Raw genomic sequence first — 16,337 nt, 5'->3', positions numbered from 1 at the left:
GGAGTACGCCGCGCCGCCGGCAGGCGACGGAGGCGAGGGCGGACGCGAACGCCGATGACGCGCGCGGTCGGTGCAGGTGCGCTGGGGCCACCGAACCACCCGATCCGCGCCGCTCGGCCCGCGCCCGCTCTCGCCTTCGGGGTGCGTCGTGCCCGGCCTACAGTCCCGAGCAGCCGGGGCCGGCAGCCCCGGTGCTCACGCGCCGGGTGCGGGCCAAGGGGCCTGCCAGGGCCAGGGGATCGCGGTCTCCAGTTGTGCCGCGAGTTGCAGGAGTACGGCTTCGGCGCCCATCCGGCCGCCGATCTGCACGCCGACCGGCAGGCCGGCCGGGTCGAATCCGGCCGGGACGCTCGCGGCGGGGAGGCCGCAGATGTTGAAGACCTGGGTATAGGTGACGGTGGCCGGTGCGTTGCGGATCATCGATGCCGGATCGGCCGTGTCCAGGACGCCCAGGCGGGGCACCGGGACGGCGACCGTGGGGCACAGCCAGATGTCGAACTCCGCGAAGAATGGGGCTATTTGGCGGCCGGTCCGCTCGGCGGTGCGCAGCGCGCGGTGCAGGTCCACGGCGGTGCTGCCGGCCAGGCGGTCGTGCAGGAAGCGGGTGAACGGCTCCACGTCGTCCTCGGCCAGGTCCCGACCCAGCACGGTGAGGCGGTCCTGGATCTGCGCGGCGACCGAGGCGGCCATCACCACGCCCGCCGCCCGGGACGCGGCGGCGGTATCCCAGGCGGGCGCGGCCTCCTCGACGTGGTGTCCCAGGTCGGCCAGGACGCCGGCGACCCGGGCCACCGCGTCGACCGCGGTGGGGTGGTCGGCCGCGCTGCCGGGGGTCACGCCGATCCGGAGCCGGCCGGGTGGGGTGCGCAGGGCGGCCAGGAACGATCCCTCGCTCGGCGGGGGCAGTTCCGGGTGGGCGTCCCCCCACCTGGGTCCGGCCACCGCGTCCAGGAGCGCGGCGCTGTCCCGGACGGTCCTGGTCACCGCGTGGTTGGCCGCGAACGGATATGCGAGCGCACTCTCCCCTTGGTCGTCGGGGACCCGCCCTCGGGACGGCTTGAGGCCGAACAGGCCGCAGTAGGAGGCCGGGATGCGGGTCGAGCCGCCGCCGTCGTTGGCGTGCGCGACCGGCAGGATGCCGGCGGCGACCGCGGCTGCGGATCCGCCGGACGAGCCGCCCGCCGAGTGCGAGGTGCGCCAGGGGTTGCGGGTGGGGCCGTGCAGGCGCGGTTCGGTGCTGGAATTCTTGCCGAATTCCGAGGTGTTCGTCTTGCCGATCAGGACCAGGCCGGCGCGCCGGTAGCGGGTGGCCAACTCGCCGTCCCGCTCGGCGATCGCGTCGGCGAACAGGCGTGAACCGTTGGTGGTGGCCAGGCCCGCGATATCGCAGCCGATGTCCTTGAGCGCGAACGGCACGCCGCGCAGGGGGCCGTCGGGCAGGCCGCGGTCGATCTCCCGGCGTGCCTGGTCGAGGCGCGTCGAGACGACGGCGTTCACGACCGGGTTGCGCGTGGCGACGCGCGCCGCCACCGCGTCCAGGAGCTCGTGCGGGGAGAGGTGGCCGGTCCGGACCAGGTCGGCCAGGCCGACCGCGTCGTGTCGGTCCAGGAGTTCGTCGGTGTCCATTCGGGCCCCTGTGAATTCGGAGAATTGCGTCCCGGAGAAGTTAACTAGCGCGAGTTAAATTGACAAGATGCAAAGCGTGGGGAATTGATTCATCAGGGTTCGGCGGATCGGTCGGGGCCGGTTCCGGGTGTCGCCGGGGCGCAGGGACGTCGGGGCGCAGGGACACGTCGGGTCGCCGGGTCGGCGGGTTACCGCGAGGGAACGGGGGCGGGCTACCCGGCCTCGCGCCCATCCTCCCGCACCTCGTCGTGCGCCTCGCCCCGCACCTCGTCGCTCACCGGGGCGGTCACCGCCGCGACCCCGACGTCGATCAGGTTGGCGACGAATCGGGGGTGGGACAGCGGGAAGTCGCCCGGTGCGCGCCCCTCGGCCAGCGCCCGGGCCCGCGCTCCCGAGGCGCGCGCGACGAACGCCGCGACCAGCAGATCGCGTTCGCGTCGCACGTCCGCCGGGATCCCCGGGCAACGACGGGCCAACTCGCGGTGCGCCTCGTCCGCGCCGCCGCGCCGCGACAACTCCCGTACTTCGGCGGTGGACCACACCTGGTTGGTCACCTCGGCATGGATCCGCAGGTGCGCCCGATCCCGCCAGTCGCCGATCAGCAGGTCGGCGATCGGCCGTACCAAAGCCTCGATCACGGGCCGCACGGCGGTCGGCGATTCGGTCATCGCGGCCGAGAGCAGGGCCAGGCGTCGTTCCCGGATCCGCTCGACATGATCGTCGAGGATCACCCGCAGGATCCCGTCCAGGTTGCCGAAGTGGTACACCAGCGCCGCCGTGTTCCGCTGACCCGCCGCGCGCCCGATCTCGGCCCGGGAGACCGCACCGACGCCGCGCTCGGCGAACAACAGGGTGGCCGCGTCGATCAGCTTCCGCCGCGTCGGCTCCGGATCAGGCGCCACAACCCACTCCCCACCGGTCACCGAGGCACCCAGGCCCGGGTCGACGAACCACCACGGCGCCCCGCCAGGACCCCGAGGCGCCCCACACGATATCGACCCACCGACCCACCCGACGCCCGCACCCGACGCCGCCAGCCGACGACCGCTTCGGGGTCAGCCCGACCAGGCGGGTTCGCTCGGCGGCAGGGGTACGTCGGCGACGACGCGGAAGCCCCCTTCGGGGCGGTGCCCGGCCTCCAGGGTGCCGCCGTGCAGGGCCACCCGCTCGCGCATGCCCATCAGGCCGTAGCCGCTGCCGCTGATACCGCTCGGCGGCGCCGAGCCGCCCACACCGTCGTCGAGCACCTCCAGCACCACCCGATCGGCCAGATGCCGCACCCGGACCGACGCCCGCGCGGCCCCCGAGTGCTTGCGCGTGTTGGTGAGCGCCTCCTGCACGATCCGGTACAGGGTCAGCCCGGTCGCGGGCGACAACGGCTGCCGCTCGCCGAACTCCTCGTACTCGATCGGCAGGCCGGCCGCGCGCGACTCGGTGATCAGCCGGTGGATCTCGGGCATCCCCGGCTGCGGCTCCGAGGGCGCCTCCTCGGGGTTCTCGGTGCTGCGCAGTACGCCGAGCAACTGGCGCATCTCGCCCAGCGCGGTGCGCCCGGACGCCTCCAGCGTGAACAGCGCCTCGCGGGCCGTTTCGGGATCGCGCTCCAGGGTCGCCCGGGCGCCTCCCGACATCAGGTACATCGTGGTGATGTGGTGCGCCACGATGTCGTGCAACTCCCGGGCGATTCGCCGCCGTTCCTCGGTCACCGCCCGGTCCGCGCGCAACTGCCGGTTGATGGCCAGTTGTTGCTGCCACTTGGCGGTGCCGATGCCGACCGTGACCACCAGGACGGCGCCGCCCAGGCCGGACGCGATCGACTGGCTCAACGGCTCGCCGGTGGCGGGCAGCGCCCGCAACAACTGGGCCGCCACCGCCTGGCCGGCGGCGAGGCCGATGTCGAGAGGTGGGCGAAACCGGGCCACGGTGTACAGCGCGATCATCAGCGCACATCCGAAGCTGTGCGTGGCCATGTCGGTAGCCAGGACGAAGACCGCCTGGGTCAGCGCCACGGCGGTCAACACCTGCATCGGATACCGGTGTCGCGCGAGCAGGGCCACGGCACCCACGATCGCCGATCCGAACCCGATCACCGCCGTGGCCGCGCCGGCGGAGCCGGCCCCGGAGGTCGTGACGAAGGCGAGCGAATCGAGGGCGACGGAGGCGATCACGAGCATCAGGTCGTTGCGGTACGCGAAAGGGTTCGCGAACCTGCGCCGCACTCGTGCGTGCGTCCCCGCGCCTCGGCTCGCGGTGATGACCCTGCCGGGTAGTGCCGAGGCCGCCGGCGGGTGGTCGGACCCCATTCTCGGGTCTCCTTAGCTGATGGTCGGTGGTCGAATGGTCGGTGGTCGGTGGTCGGTGGTCCGGGCATGGAGCCGCCTTCTCCATTCCATCGGGTCCGGTGATCGCGGCACACCACCGCAGTGACGATCTCGACCCCGGACCCGAGTCCTGCTTCACGGCGATCTCGGGACCGGGGTACCGGTCCGGCGCGTCCCCGGGCCGGCGGGCATCCGGGTCCGGCTGTGCATGATCGAGAGTCGGTCGGGAAGTCTGAATATCCGGATTTTTCGCCAGGGTACGATCCCCCGCATCCCGCCCGATCCGATCCCGCACGAGGCGTCCTCGGTGTGCCAACCCCGGGGCCGGGTCGCGGGTGTCGAGCAGCCGGGCGATCCCGTCAAACCGTTGCATCCGGAGGGACATCATGGACACTCGTCGCCGGCTGACCGAGGCATTCGACACCTGGTCCGCGTGGGCCGACGCGCGGGCCGGCGACGGAGACCGTTTCGAACCGCACCTGGTGGACCTGGCGGCGCGGCTGCGTGGCGGGCGGCCGTCGCCGGTCCGGACCGGGGATCCGGTCGAGCCGCCGCATCGGGCCGCGCTGATCGGCCGGCTCGCAGCCACGCTCGTCGAGGCCGAGGAGGGGATCGGCGACGGCGATCCGGGCGCGGCCTCGCCGGCGGAGGAGGTCGTCGCCGAACTGGCGGCGATGTTCGGCCTGCCCTGCGCGTACGGCCGGCTGACCTCGGGCGGTGCCATGGCCAACCTGGAGGCGCTCCGGCTGGCCCGCGAGGCCCACCCCGAACGCGGCATCGCACACGGCACGGACGGCTACCCCGCACACGAACGCAGGTGCGATGTGTTGCGCGTGCCGGCGTACCCGGTCCGCACCGACACGGCCGGTCGGATCGACGTCGACGCGCTCGCGACGCTATTGGCCAAGGAACCCGTCGGCACGCTCGTGGTCGGCGCCGGCACCGCCACGCTCGGCGCGGTCGACCCGATCGCCGACATCCTGGCGCTGTGCCGCGAGCACGACGTGCGGGTACACGTGGACGCCACCCACGGCGGGTTCTTCACCCTGGTGGTCGACGCGGACGAACTGCGCGACACCCCCACCGCCAGGCACCTTCGCGCGATCGCCGACTGCGACTCGGTGGCCGTGGACCCGCACCGCCGGGGGCTGCACCCGCACGCGTGCGGCGTACTGCTGGTCCGTACCGGCGACCGCCCACATGGGGGCACCCACCCGGGTGAATCCGGCCTCGATCAGGCTCCTTCCGACGTCACCGCGGCGGCCCTGTGGCTGACCCTGCGCGCCCTGCCGCCGACCCCCGACGGCCTGGGCCGGCTGCTCGCGGGCAGACTGCGCGACACCCGCCGCTGGCGCGACCTGATCGACGGCGAGCCGGAGCTGATGCTGTATCAGGAACCGGAACTGGACATCCTGACCTACCTGGCCCTGTCCGGCGAACCCCGTCCGCGGCTGTCCTCCGTCGCGACCGCCAGCCGGCACATCGTGCACACCGACCCGGCGGATGCCGAACACCCCGTCCACCTGAGCATGCTGCACGTGCGCGTCCTGGACTTCCTGGGCCGACACCCGCGCGCGGTCGCCGACCGCAACGACACCCACATCCTGCGCAGCGCCCTGCTGGGCGCCGACTGCGCCGGCCACGTCGACCCGGCCCACCACCGGATCGCCACCCTGGCCGACACCGCACCCCGCCGGCCCGCGGCTCCGGACCGGCGGGCACGACGCACGCCCCTCGAAACACCGGCCTGACCTCGGCCCCGCCCCCGCCTGCGACGGCGGGCGCGGAGGACCCACGGCGACCCGCCGGCGAGGCCGGCCGGCCCCTCGGCGCAGGGGCGGGACGCGGGCGAGGGGCGGCGCGGAACGGGAGCCGGATCGTGCCGGCTCCCGGGGCTCAGGCGTTGCGGGTCGGCACGTCCGGCGTGTTCGTGGCCGGGCCCCAACTCGCAAGCAGGCGCAGGTTTTCCGCCGTGGGGGAGCCCGGTCGGGCGTGGTACATGGTCAGGGACTGTTCCGAGTCGTCGGGTAGACGCAGTGATTCGAAGGACAGGTCCAGGTCGCCGACCAGCGGGTGGTGCAGGCGGATCGCGCCGTGGTGTTGTTCCCGGATGTCGTGCCTGGCCCACAGACTGCGGAACTCCCGGCTCTTGACCGAGAGTTCGCCCACAAGGGCGGAGAGGCGCGGGTCGTCCGGATGGCAACCCGCGTCCAGCCGCAGGGCGCCGACGATGTCGGCGGCCTTGGCCTCCCAGTCGACGAACAAGGCGCGCTGGTCCGGGCGCAGGAACACCAGCCGGGCCCAGTTGCGTTCCCGGGCCGGCAGCCGGTCCCAGTCGCCGAACAGCGCCGCCGCCATCGGGTTCCAGGCCAGGATGTCCGACCGCTGCCCGGTCACGTACGCCGGCACCCCGTCCAGGGCGGCCAGCAATCCCCGGAGCGCGCCCCGCACTTGCCGCTGCGGCGGGGGTTCGGTGCGCCTGCGGCGTTGACACCGGATCAGGTGGTCGAGGTACTCCGCCTCGGCGTCGGTCAACCGCAGGGCCCGCGCGACGGCGTCGAGGACCTCCTCGGACACGTTGTGGCCCCGGCCCTGTTCGAGCCGGGTGAGGTAGGCGACCGACACACCGGCCAACCGGGCCAGTTCCTCGCGGCGCAGTCCCGGCACGCGCCGATGCCGCCCGGCCGAGTCGGCCAGGCCGACGTCCTCCGGACGCAGCCGGGCTCGCCGATTGCGCAGGAACTCGCTCAGTTCGGCGCGCGGATCGATCGGCTCGCCGCCGATTTCCGCCGCTCGTGTCACCTCCGCCGCTGCCTCCGCCTCCGTCGCCTGCGCTGCTGCCTCGGCCCGATCGTTCATGCCGCCCATTATCCGCAGTGCCGATTCCCACGAGGGCGGTCGAGCCTGACCCTGGCGGTGGTAGGACCACCGGTCGTAAGCCGAACAGGGGTCTGGGTGCCCCGGCCGCGCTGCGGCAGGCTCGGGGCACCCCCCCGGTCGAGTCCTCCTCGGTCGAGTCGTCGGCGGGGCAACCGATCACGACCCGGGAGATCGCCATGAACACCGATGCCGTCCTGGCCGTACCGACCGACGCCGACCGGGCGCCGTCCACCGCGCCCTCTCCCCTGCTCGACCCGTACCACGGCCCCGCCCTGCGGCTGCCCAACCGCGTGGCGATGGCGCCGATGACCCGCTCCCGGGCCGACGACGCCACCGGCGTTCCGACGGCGATGATGGCCGAGTACTACACCCAGCGGGCCGCCGCCGGCCTGATCGTGAGCGAAGGAATCTGGCCGCATCGCCTCGGCAAGGGCGGGCCCGGCGTCCCCGGCCTGACCGATGCCGCCCAGGTCGAGGGCTGGCGCCGGGTCACCGGATCCGTGCACGGCGCGGGCGGTCGGATCTTCGCCCAGCTCTGGCACGTGGGCCGGGTCAGCCACCCCGATCTCCTCGACGGCGAGCGGCCCGTCGCGCCGTCCGCCGTCGCCGTCGCGCACGGCGTCATCCACACCGCCGCCGGCCCGAAGGACTACGTCCGGCCCCGGCGGATGTTGCCGGGCGAGGTCGTCGAGGCGATCGAGGCGCACGCGGCGGCGGCCCGCAACGCCGTGGACGCCGGCTTCGACGGGGTGGAGATCAACGCCGCCTACGGCTATCTGCCGGCCCAGTTCCTCTCCGACAGCGCCAACCTGCGCACCGACGCCTACGCCGACCGGATCCGCTTCGTGGTCGACCTGGTCGAGGCCGTCGCCGCCGCGATCGGGCCGGGGCGCACCGCGCTGCGCATCTCGCCGGACAACCGGCTGCACGACATCGTCGAGGCCGACCCGGCCCGCCGCTACCACCGATTGGCGGCCGCGCTGGACCGGATGGGCCTGGCCTACCTGCACGTGGTGCAGTCCGGGGAGTATCCGGCGTTGGAGGATCTGCGTCCGCGCTGGCGGGGCATGTTGGTGGGCAGCTACGACGGCCCCGAGCCCGGCGACCGCGAGCAGGCCGAACGGGCGCTCCGCAGCGGCCTCGCCGACGTCTACGCCTTCGGCCGGCTGTTCCTGGCCAACCCGGACCTGCCACAACGCATCGCCACCGACGCCAAACTCGCGACACCACGCGGGAGCGGGCTGTACGGGGGCGGGGCGGAGGGGTATTTGGACTATCCGGCGCTGACGGTTGGGTAGGTCCGGGTGGGCGGAGCCGGGTGGGCGGACCCGGTTGGGCGGACCCTCGATTGGGCGGACCCTCGGTTGGGCGGACTCGGTTGGGCCCGAGGGCGATGCGGCCCGGGCGGTTCGGTTGGGTTCGCCGGGGGCCTTTCCGAGTGGGGCGGGTGCTTTGTGGGCGGCGGTCGCGTCTTGGTGGGGTTGGGCGCGGGTGGCTCAGTGCTAAACGGTCGGCGTGGATCGACGGAGGTGGTCCTGGTCCCGGGGTCACCGGCGGCCGGGAGCCCTGAGTTCTCCGGCGAGAGGTGGGTGTTGCTCGGCGGGAAAGGCGCCGGCAACGGCGGAGCGGGTGGGCGCTTTCGTCGGGTCCGCCGGGGGACCTTTGCGAGTGGGTCGGGTGTTTGTGGCCTGCGGTTGCGTTTGGGCCGGCAGCGGGTGGCTCAGTGCTAAACGGTCGGCGTGGATTGGCGGAGGTTGGCCCGGTCCCACGGTCGCCGGCGGTCAGGAGCGCTGGGTTCCCCGGCGAGACGCGGGTGTTGCTCGCCGGAAAGGCGCTGGCAACGGCGGAGCGGGTGGGTGCTTTCGTCGGGTTCGCCGGGGAGCCTTTCCGAGTGGGCCGGACGTTCGCGGCCGGCGGTCGCATTTTGGTCGGGTTGGGTGCGGGTGGCTTTGTGCTAAACGGTCGGCGTGGGCTGGCGGAGGTTGGCCCGGTCCCACGGTCACCGGCGGTCAGGAGCCCTGGGTTCCCCGGCGAGACGCGGGCGTTGCTCGCCCGGAAAGGCGCTGGCAACGGCGGAGCGGGAGGGCGGCCCGGTCAGGTCCGCCGGGGAGCCTTTCCGAGTGGGTCGGGCCGTTTCGGCAGGCGTTTCGGGGTGGGTGCGCGGGTGGAAGGGCTGCCGGTGGGTTGGGCGGGTCTCGATCCGGATCGTGGGGCGACTTCGGGCTCGCTGTTTCGCGCTGACCTGCGGTTTTGTGGGAGTGGTTGGCGAGTGTGGGTGCCGTGGGCCGGTTCGCGCACTCCGGTGGCGGATTCCGCGTGGGTCATGGCTCTCGGTGGGCGTTTCCGGTCGGCGCGCCCGGGCGGAGAGCCGTCCGCGAGCCCTGAAGGGTCACGACCCGGATCCCGAGACGGCTTCCCGCCCCCGGGGTTCCACTGACCTGCGGTTTTGCGGGACCGACCGGCGGGAGCGCGTGCCGCAGGCGGGGTTGCGCACTCTGGTGGCGGGTTTCGCGTGGGTCATGGCTCTCGGTGGGCGTTTCGGGTCGGCGCCACCGGGCGGAGAGCCGTCCGTGAGCCCTGAAGGGTCACGACCCGGATCCCGAGACGGCTTCCCGGACCGGAGGGGTCCACTGACCTGGGGTTTTACGTGACCGGGCGGCGAGAGCGCGTGCCGGGGGCCGGGTTGCGCGCTCCGGCGACCGGAACCGCCCACCCACGGCCCGCTCTTCTCCTCCTCTCCCCGCCACCACACACCCACCGCCCGCCGAAACGGCCCGACCCACTCGGGAAGGCTCCCCGGCGGACCTGACGAAAGCACCCTCCGGCTCCGCCGTTGCCAGCGCCTTTCCGGGCGAGCAACGCCCGTGTCTCGCCGGGGGATCCAGGGCTCCCGGCCGCCGGTGACGGTGGGACCGGGTCGATCTCCGCCGGTCCACGCCGACCGTTTAGCACAAGGCCACCCGCGCCCAACCCCACCAAGGCGCGACCGCCGGCCGTGAACGCCCGGCCCATTCGGGAAGGCTCCCCGGCGGACCTGACCGGGCCGTCCCTCCGGCTCCGCCGTTGCCAGCGCTTTTCCGGCGAGCAACGCCCGTGTCTCGCCGGGGAGTCCAGGGCTCCCGGCCGCCGGTGACCCCGGGACCGGGCTGATCTCCGCCGGTCCACGCCGACCGTTTAGCACTGAGCCACCCGCGCCCAGCCCCACCAAGGCGCGACCGCCGGCCGTGAACGCCCGGCCCACTCGGGAAGGCTCCCCGGCGAACCTGACCGGGCCGCCCCTCCGGCTCCGCCGTTGCCAGCGCTTTTCCGGCGAGCAACGCCCGGGTCTCGCCGGGGAACCCAGGGCTCCTGACCGCCGGTGACCGTGGGACCGGGCTGATCTCCGCCGGTCCACGCCGACCGTTTAGCACAAGGCCATCCGCGCCCAGCCTCACCAAGGCGCGACCGCCGGCCGTGAACGCCCGGCCCACTCACGAAGGCTCCCCGGCGAACCTGACCGGGCCGCCCCTCCCGCTCCGCCGTTGCCAGCGCTTTTCCGGCGAGCAACGCCCGGGTCTCGCCGGGGAACCCAGGGCTCCTGACCGCCGGTTACCCCGGGACCGGGCTGATCTCCGCCGATCCACGCCGACCGTTTAGCACAAAGCCACCCGCACCCAGCCTCACCAAGACGCGACCGCCGGCCACAAAGCACCCGACCCACCCGGAAAGGCTCCCCGGCGAACCTCACCGAACCGCCTACCCCCTCCAGTGGGCCTGTCCGGTCCGGGATCGGGTGGTGCCAGGGGCGGCGCGGTGTGACGCGTAGGCTGGCCGATCGGGTCGGAGGTATGGACGGGAAGGGCGCGGCGTGCGGGAGTCTCGCGGGTGTCGGTGGTGGCCGGCGGCGATGGTGCTCGTGTTGGCGGGTGCGGGCGTGGTGGCGTGCGATCCGCCGGAGACCGGTTCGGCTCGGGCGTCCGGTTCGGCGACTTCGGGTGCCGAGGACTCCGTGCCCAAGGGCGGTGGCGGGCAGCCGGCCCGCTACGCGCCGCAGGTGGTTCGGCATGCGCGGGCGGCCGGCATCGATCCGCAACTGCTGATGGCCATCCTGCACAACGAGTCGTACAAGCCGCACGACTCGGCGCTGGAGCGGGCCTGGCAGAAGCTCAAGCCGGATTCCGCGTTCGGCATCGCGAACATGCACAGGGCGGCCTTCGACGAGGCCAAGCAGGGCCGGGACTTCGCCGATCGGGACTGGCAGGAGCTGCCCGACGACCCGGATCTCGCGATCCGGGCCGCCGCCTGGCACCTGCACGACCTGGCCGCCCAACTGCCCGCGAAGTGGGCCGGTGCGCTGACGAAGAACGAGCTGTTGGCGCTGGGCTACAACGCCGGAGCGGGCAACATGCGGGCCTTCGCGCGCGGCGTGCGACCGGGCTCGCAGGCCAGTTCGTATCTGGATCGACTGCACGACAACTGGACCAGGGCCGGCCGGGAGGTCCGGGGTTGACGCGGGATGCCCGATGAGGGTGAACCGGCCTGGTGGATCGGCCGGCGGCGGGTCAGCTGTAGGTCAGCGGCGGGGTCCAGGGGGTGCGGGCCACGCAGTAGAGGGTCGTTAGCGTTCGTTGCCGCCGGGTGGTGCTCCTAAGGCGTGTCGACGGGTGGTGCGGGGGTGTGCGTGCCGGCGTCGTGGGCCTCGGCGAGGGCGGACACCGGGAGGGGCTTGATCGGGGGGCGGGCGGTGAAGGGGCCGAGGGTTTCCCGGGGGATGTGGGTTTCCTGGTGCAGGAGTTCGACCAGGGCGGGTCCGCACATCCGGCCCTGGCACGGGCCCATGCCCGCCCGGGTCAGGAGTTTGACCGCGTCGGCGGTGCCCAGGCCGGGGTTCTCCCGCAGGGTGCAGCGGATCTGCCCGTACGTCACCTCCTCGCAGCGGCACAGCAGCGTGTCGTCGTCGGCGAGCGCGTGGAGCGCGGCGCGGTCGGGTGCGCAGGTGTGCCCCAGCAGCCGGGCCATCCGGGTGGTCGCGGCCAATTCCCGCTCCACGGCGGGGAGTTCCCGGTCGTGGGCGGCGGCGTCGAGGATGCCCAGGCTGCGGCAGATGTCCAGTGCGGCGCGTTTGCCGGCGGCGACCGCGTGTTCGGCGCCGGCGATGCCGGTGAGTTCGCCGGCGGCCCAGATGTGCGGGAGGGTGGTGCGCATCGCGTGGTCGTGGACCAGGACCCAGCCGCCGGCGGGGCCGTTCCAGGTCGCCGCGCACCCGGCCTGGCGGGCCAGTTCGGTGGAGGGGACGAAGCCGTAGCCGGTGCCGACGGTGTCGCAGGCGACGGTGCGTTCGGTGCCGGGTACGGGGCGCCAGTCGCGGTCGACCCGGGCCAGCACCGCGGCGGTGACGTGTTCCTCGCCGTCCGCGCGCAGAAGCAGGGTGTGGGTGCGGATCGGTACGCCGGCCTGTCGCAGGGTGCGCAGCGCGACGAGGCCCTCGGTGACCTTGGCCCGGTTGCCGGGCAGCGCGGCGAGGGCGCGGGTGAGCTCGGCGGGGTGGGGCAGGCCCTGGGCGAAGGCGACTTCGGCGACGTCGGCGCCGGCGCGCACCAACTGCGCGGCGGCGATCAGCAGCAACGGATGGGCGCCGGCCAGCACGATGCGTCGGCCGGCGAGGGTGCGGTGGCCCTTGAGCAGGGCCTGGATGCCGCCGACCGTGAAGAAACCGGGGAGGGTCCAGCCGGGTACCGGCACCGGCAGGTCGTAGGCGCCGGCGGTGAGCAACAGGGCGCGGGGCAGCAGGACTTCGACCCCGGCGGGGCCGTGCACCGCGACCCGGGGACCCTCCGGCACGGGGGTGCCGGGCGGTGCGGCGAAGCCGTCGGGCGTGGTCTGCGTGCCGAAGACACCCCACGCGGTGGTGTCGTGCGCGAAGGTGATCCGCGGGTGCGCCGCCGCGCGGGTGAGCAGTGCGCGGCCCGCGGCGTACGCGGGGCCCGCGAGCGGGTCCGAGCCGCCTGCGCCGGGGTCGGGTCGGCGCCAGATCTGCCCACCGGGGCGGGCCTGTTCGTCGACGACCAGGACCTGTGCACCGTGGTGGGCGGCGGTCACGGCGGCGGCGAGACCGGCGGGACCGGCACCGACGATCAGCAACTGCGGTTCGGTGGTGGTCATCACACGTCCTCACGGCCGGTGTCGTCCCGCAGGTCCGAACGGCCGACCCGGTCCCGCGGGTCCGGGCCACCCGCGCGGCCCGTGTCGACGCGCATGCCCGCGCGGACCGGCTCCTGGCAGGCCCGTACCAGCGGGGTGCCGTCGACGGTGACGGCGCAGTCGAAGCACACGCCCATCCCGCAGTAGGGCGCGCGCGGCCGGCCGGCCCGGTCGTGTCGGGTGACGGGGTGCTCGGTGGCGATCAGGGCGGCGGCGAGTGAGCGGCCGGCCGGCACGCTGTGCGGGCGGCCGTCCAGGGTGATGGATACCTGCGCCGGGTGGTCAGACAAAGTTCAGCGCTCCGAACCGTGCGGGGGAGTAGTCGTCGAGGGGCAGCCCGGTGGTCCCGGTGAGCACCTGTTCGGCGAGCAGGCGACTGTAGGTGGGGCCCAGGGTGAAGCCGGATCCGCCGGTGGCGACGAAGAAGTCGGGGCGGCGCGGGACCGGCCCCAGCAAAGGCAGTTGGTCGGGGGCCAGCGAGGTCGCGCCGGACCAGACGCGCAGCACCGGCAGGCGTTGCACGGCCGGCACCACGCGCGCCGCGTCGGCGCCGGCGAACACCGAGTCCAGCCGCAGTTCGGGGCGGGCGTCCAGGTCGAGCGCTCCGGCGTGCTGGACGAACTTGGCGGCGCGGCCACCGCCGATGAGCACGTTGCCCTCCTCGGTCTGTTTGAGCGAGAGGCGTCGCCCGGCGTGCTGGACCAGGTGCGGGATCAGCGGCGGCGCGGCGGCGGTGACCGTCATGGTGAGCGCGACGGGCACGATGGGCAGCCGGATGTCGGCCATCGCGGCGACCTCGCCGGTCCACACGCCGGCCGCGACCACGACCGCGCGCGCGGCCATCCGGCGTCCGCCGGCGGTCTCGGCGAGCCACTGTCGGCCGTCGTGACGCAGCGCGGTCAGCCGTACGCCGGTGTCGATCCGGGCGCCGTGCCGGCGGGCGGCCCGGGCGTAGGCGTGGGTGACCAGGCGCGGGTTGGCCTTGCCCTCGCCGGGGCACCAGGCGGCGCCGATCACCCGGTCGGAGAGGTAGGGCGCCCGTTCGTGGGTGGCTCGGGCGTCGAGGAGTTCGACGTCCAGTCCGTGCGCGTGTTCCAGGTGCGCCTTGTGCGCGAGCAGGGCCATGTCCTCGGGGGACTCGGCCAGCATCAGGCCGCCGGAGCGGCGCACGCCGCAGGGTTCGCCGAGCTCGTCCTCCAGCCCGGCCCACGAGTGCATGGCGTCCAGGTGCAGCGGCAGGGCCTCGGCGGCGCGGGCGGCGACGGTGGGGCCGTGTTGGATCATCCGGTATTCGAGTTGGAAGTGCAGGCTGCCCGCGTTCTGGCCGGAGGCGTGCCGGTTGAGCTGGTCCTTCTCGATCAGGCGGACCGAGGCGCCCGCGCGGGCGAGGTGGTAGGCCAGTGCGCAGCCGAGCAACCCGCCGCCCACGACCAGGACGTCGGTGGGGTCCGTCGGGCCGGGAGTCCGCACGCCCGGGGTCTGCGAGCCGGGGGCTCCGATGCCGGGAGTCCGCACGCCCGGGGTCTGCGGGCCGGGAGCCCCGATGCCGGGAGTCGGCACGCCGGCTGTCTTCGGGTCGGGTGTCTTCGGGCCGGGAGTCATTAGGCCAGGAGTCCCAGTTCGGCGACCGTGGCGCGGACCTGCTCGGCCTCGGCGACGGTCAGCGGCAGCAGCGGGCGGCGCGGGTGGCCGGCGGGCACGCCGCGCAGGGTGAGCGCGTGCTTGAGGATGGCGGGCGCGCTGCCGAAGCGGGGCCCGTAGTCGGTGGTGAACCAGGCCCGCATCAGCACCCGGTCGCGGGCGCCCACGGCCAGCGCGGCGGCCTCGTCGCCGGCGGCGAGGTGGTGGAAGAAGTCGGGGTGGTCGCGGCCGAGGACGGCGCCGGCGCCCATCAGCCCGTCGCCGCCGATGCCGCGCATCAGCGCGATGCCCACCTGGTCGGTGGTGATGCCGAAGTAGCGCACCCGCTCGTGCAGGGCGATCAGGCCCTTGACGAACGCCCCGAAATCGCCGGTGGAGTTCTTGATCGCGACCACGTTGGGCAGGTCCGCCAGCGCGCTCAGGGTGTCGAGGTCCAGGTCCACACCGGTGCCCCGGGGCCAGTTGTACACGCAGACCGGGATGTCGACGGCGGCGCAGACCTCGGCGTAGAAGGCCACGATCTCGCGGGAGTTGGGCACCATGTACGGCGGCGGGGTGAGCAGGATGCCGTCCAGGCCCGCGGCGCGCGCGGCCCGGGCGTGGCCGATCGCGGCGGCGGCGGTGTAGGCGTTGCAGCCGCCGAGCAGGGTGTAGCGACCGCGCACTCGGCGGGCGGCGCGGGTGAACAGGGCGGCGCGTTCGGTAGCGGTGAGGGTGTACCACTCGCCGGTGGTGCCGGCGATGATCACGCCGTCGAGGCGTTCGGCGGCGAACCACTCCAACTGTTCGTCCCAGGCGGCGAGATCGAGGTCGCCCTGGGAGGTGAAGGGGGTTGTCACGGCCGGTATGTAGCCGTGCCAGTCGACGGTGTTGCGGTCCATGCCCTCGGGTCCTTTCGGGGCACAAACGCGGGATCCGGGCGACACCCCCCGCAGGTGTCACGGCCGGGAACGGGCATCGTTCCCGACCGCGACACCACTACGGCATCGGGGGCGTCACCGCGACGAGCAGCCGGGCCGGGGCGTCGGAGGAGTTGACGAACCGGTGCGGCAGACGCGAGTCGAAGGTGATCGCGTCGCCCTCTTCGAGGTGGTGGACGCGACCGTCCACCTCCACGTCGAGTCGTCCGGCGAGCACGGTGGCGCATTCCGTGGAGGGATGGCTGTACGGCTCGTCGGAGGATGCCTGGCCGGGCTCGATGTCGGCCTCCAGCACTTCGAGATCGCCCGATCCGGGGGTGAGCCTGGAGTAGGTGATGTGCTGGCGGGCCGCGCCGAGCCGCATGCGTTGTTCGCGGGTGGTCACGGCCACGCGCGGTACGTCCGGATCGTCGAACAGGGTCGCGATGGAGGTGTCGAAGACGCGGGCGAGCTTGCGCAGGGTGCTCAGACTCGGTTCCGCGGCGCCGTTCTCCAGTTGACTGAGCATGCCTGCCGATATCCCGGCTTGGACGGCCAACTGACGCAAAGTCAGATCGTGCGCTTGTCGCAGTTCGCGCAGTCGGTCACCCAGCATGCCGATCCCCGTTCGCTCCGGTGTCGAGCACCCTCGACTCGCGGATCCTGAGCTTGTGCTTCATGGCGTGTTCAATGTGGTCGAACGCTTCGGGGCGAAGATAAGCAGGTTGCTGACTCCCCGTCAAGATCGTTGTGTCGCCCGGGTGAACGCCGCCCGGTTGCCGGCGGGTGG

12 protein-coding genes are annotated in these 16,337 nt (G+C 73.6%); 3 read left to right on the top strand and 9 right to left on the bottom strand.

Translation table 11 applies throughout. The annotated features are described in order from the left end of the window. Positions 1-195: 195 nt before the first annotated feature. The 3 genes from ACH4U8_RS40820 to ACH4U8_RS40810 all read right to left on the bottom strand — a co-directional run bounded on the left by ACH4U8_RS40820 (position 196) and on the right by ACH4U8_RS40810 (position 3,929). Complete coding sequence (locus ACH4U8_RS40820; RefSeq protein ID WP_395783261.1) at positions 196-1,626, bottom strand: amidase; 1,431 nt, start codon at positions 1,624-1,626, stop codon at positions 196-198. A gap of 212 nt (positions 1,627-1,838) precedes the next feature. Further along, a complete protein-coding gene (locus ACH4U8_RS40815; protein WP_379989792.1) occupies positions 1,839-2,528 on the bottom strand; it encodes a TetR/AcrR family transcriptional regulator in 690 nt (229 codons plus the stop codon). 153 nt (positions 2,529-2,681) lie between these two features. Then, positions 2,682-3,929, bottom strand: a complete 1,248-nt coding sequence (locus tag ACH4U8_RS40810; protein ID WP_395783259.1) for a sensor histidine kinase — start codon at positions 3,927-3,929, stop codon at positions 2,682-2,684. A gap of 404 nt (positions 3,930-4,333) precedes the next feature. Here ACH4U8_RS40810 and ACH4U8_RS40805 point away from each other — a divergent pair, with 404 nt between their 5' ends. Next, positions 4,334-5,698, top strand: a complete 1,365-nt coding sequence (locus ACH4U8_RS40805; RefSeq protein WP_395783257.1) for an aminotransferase class I/II-fold pyridoxal phosphate-dependent enzyme — start codon at positions 4,334-4,336, stop codon at positions 5,696-5,698. A 145-nt stretch (positions 5,699-5,843) separates the two neighbouring features. Here the strand turns inward: ACH4U8_RS40805 and ACH4U8_RS40800 are convergent, their stop codons facing one another. Further along, on the bottom strand, positions 5,844-6,806 hold the full coding sequence (locus tag ACH4U8_RS40800; protein ID WP_379989793.1) for a helix-turn-helix transcriptional regulator: 963 nt from the start codon (positions 6,804-6,806) through the stop codon (positions 5,844-5,846). A 197-nt stretch (positions 6,807-7,003) separates the two neighbouring features. Between ACH4U8_RS40800 and ACH4U8_RS40795 the strand changes: the two genes are divergently transcribed. Then, positions 7,004-8,125 (top strand): alkene reductase, encoded by a 1,122-nt coding sequence (locus ACH4U8_RS40795; protein ID WP_395783255.1) that lies wholly within the window; start codon positions 7,004-7,006, stop codon positions 8,123-8,125. A 2,588-nt stretch (positions 8,126-10,713) separates the two neighbouring features. Then, complete coding sequence (locus ACH4U8_RS40790) at positions 10,714-11,316, top strand: transglycosylase SLT domain-containing protein (RefSeq protein WP_395783253.1); 603 nt, start codon at positions 10,714-10,716, stop codon at positions 11,314-11,316. 137 nt (positions 11,317-11,453) lie between these two features. Here the strand turns inward: ACH4U8_RS40790 and ACH4U8_RS40785 are convergent, their stop codons facing one another. The 5 genes from ACH4U8_RS40785 to ACH4U8_RS40765 form a co-directional block, all read right to left on the bottom strand. After that, the gene (locus ACH4U8_RS40785; protein WP_395783251.1) at positions 11,454-12,968 is read right to left on the bottom strand and encodes an NAD(P)/FAD-dependent oxidoreductase; all 1,515 of its coding nucleotides are present in this window, start codon (positions 12,966-12,968) and stop codon (positions 11,454-11,456) included. Continuing rightward, a complete protein-coding gene (locus ACH4U8_RS40780) occupies positions 12,968-13,297 on the bottom strand; it encodes a (2Fe-2S)-binding protein (protein ID WP_395783249.1) in 330 nt (109 codons plus the stop codon). Before ACH4U8_RS40780 ends, ACH4U8_RS40785 begins: the two co-directional genes overlap by 1 nt. Next, a complete protein-coding gene (locus tag ACH4U8_RS40775; protein WP_395783247.1) occupies positions 13,290-14,567 on the bottom strand; it encodes an NAD(P)/FAD-dependent oxidoreductase in 1,278 nt (425 codons plus the stop codon). The genes ACH4U8_RS40780 and ACH4U8_RS40775 overlap by 8 nt, the downstream gene beginning before the upstream one ends. Positions 14,568-14,608: 41 nt before the next feature. Continuing rightward, positions 14,609-15,529, bottom strand: a complete 921-nt coding sequence (locus ACH4U8_RS40770) for a dihydrodipicolinate synthase family protein (protein ID WP_395783245.1) — start codon at positions 15,527-15,529, stop codon at positions 14,609-14,611. A gap of 97 nt (positions 15,530-15,626) precedes the next feature. Continuing rightward, complete coding sequence (locus ACH4U8_RS40765) at positions 15,627-16,163, bottom strand: XRE family transcriptional regulator (RefSeq protein WP_331770475.1); 537 nt, start codon at positions 16,161-16,163, stop codon at positions 15,627-15,629. Positions 16,164-16,337 lie beyond the last annotated feature (174 nt).

It is taken from the genome of Embleya sp. NPDC020886 (assembly GCF_044333915.1).
Lineage (GTDB): Bacteria > Actinomycetota > Actinomycetes > Streptomycetales > Streptomycetaceae > Embleya.
Note: the sequence above shows the minus strand (reverse complement) of the source record. Positions and strands in the feature narration are given on the sequence as shown.

Excerpts from the sequence above, each read along its gene's own strand:
- ACH4U8_RS40810 (WP_395783259.1), bottom strand. The coding sequence starts at position 3,929 with ATGGGGTCCGACCACCCGCCGGCGGCCTCGGCACTACCCGGCAGGGTC.
- ACH4U8_RS40785 (WP_395783251.1), bottom strand. The coding sequence starts at position 12,968 with ATGACCACCACCGAACCGCAGTTGCTGATCGTCGGTGCCGGTCCCGCC.
- ACH4U8_RS40765 (WP_331770475.1), bottom strand. The coding sequence starts at position 16,163 with ATGCTGGGTGACCGACTGCGCGAACTGCGACAAGCGCACGATCTGACT.
- ACH4U8_RS40805 (WP_395783257.1), top strand. The coding sequence starts at position 4,334 with ATGGACACTCGTCGCCGGCTGACCGAGGCATTCGACACCTGGTCCGCG.
- ACH4U8_RS40770 (WP_395783245.1), bottom strand. The coding sequence starts at position 15,529 with ATGGACCGCAACACCGTCGACTGGCACGGCTACATACCGGCCGTGACA.
- ACH4U8_RS40795 (WP_395783255.1), top strand. The coding sequence starts at position 7,004 with ATGAACACCGATGCCGTCCTGGCCGTACCGACCGACGCCGACCGGGCG.
- ACH4U8_RS40820 (WP_395783261.1), bottom strand. The coding sequence starts at position 1,626 with ATGGACACCGACGAACTCCTGGACCGACACGACGCGGTCGGCCTGGCC.
- ACH4U8_RS40800 (WP_379989793.1), bottom strand. The coding sequence starts at position 6,806 with ATGAACGATCGGGCCGAGGCAGCAGCGCAGGCGACGGAGGCGGAGGCA.
- ACH4U8_RS40790 (WP_395783253.1), top strand. The coding sequence starts at position 10,714 with ATGGTGCTCGTGTTGGCGGGTGCGGGCGTGGTGGCGTGCGATCCGCCG.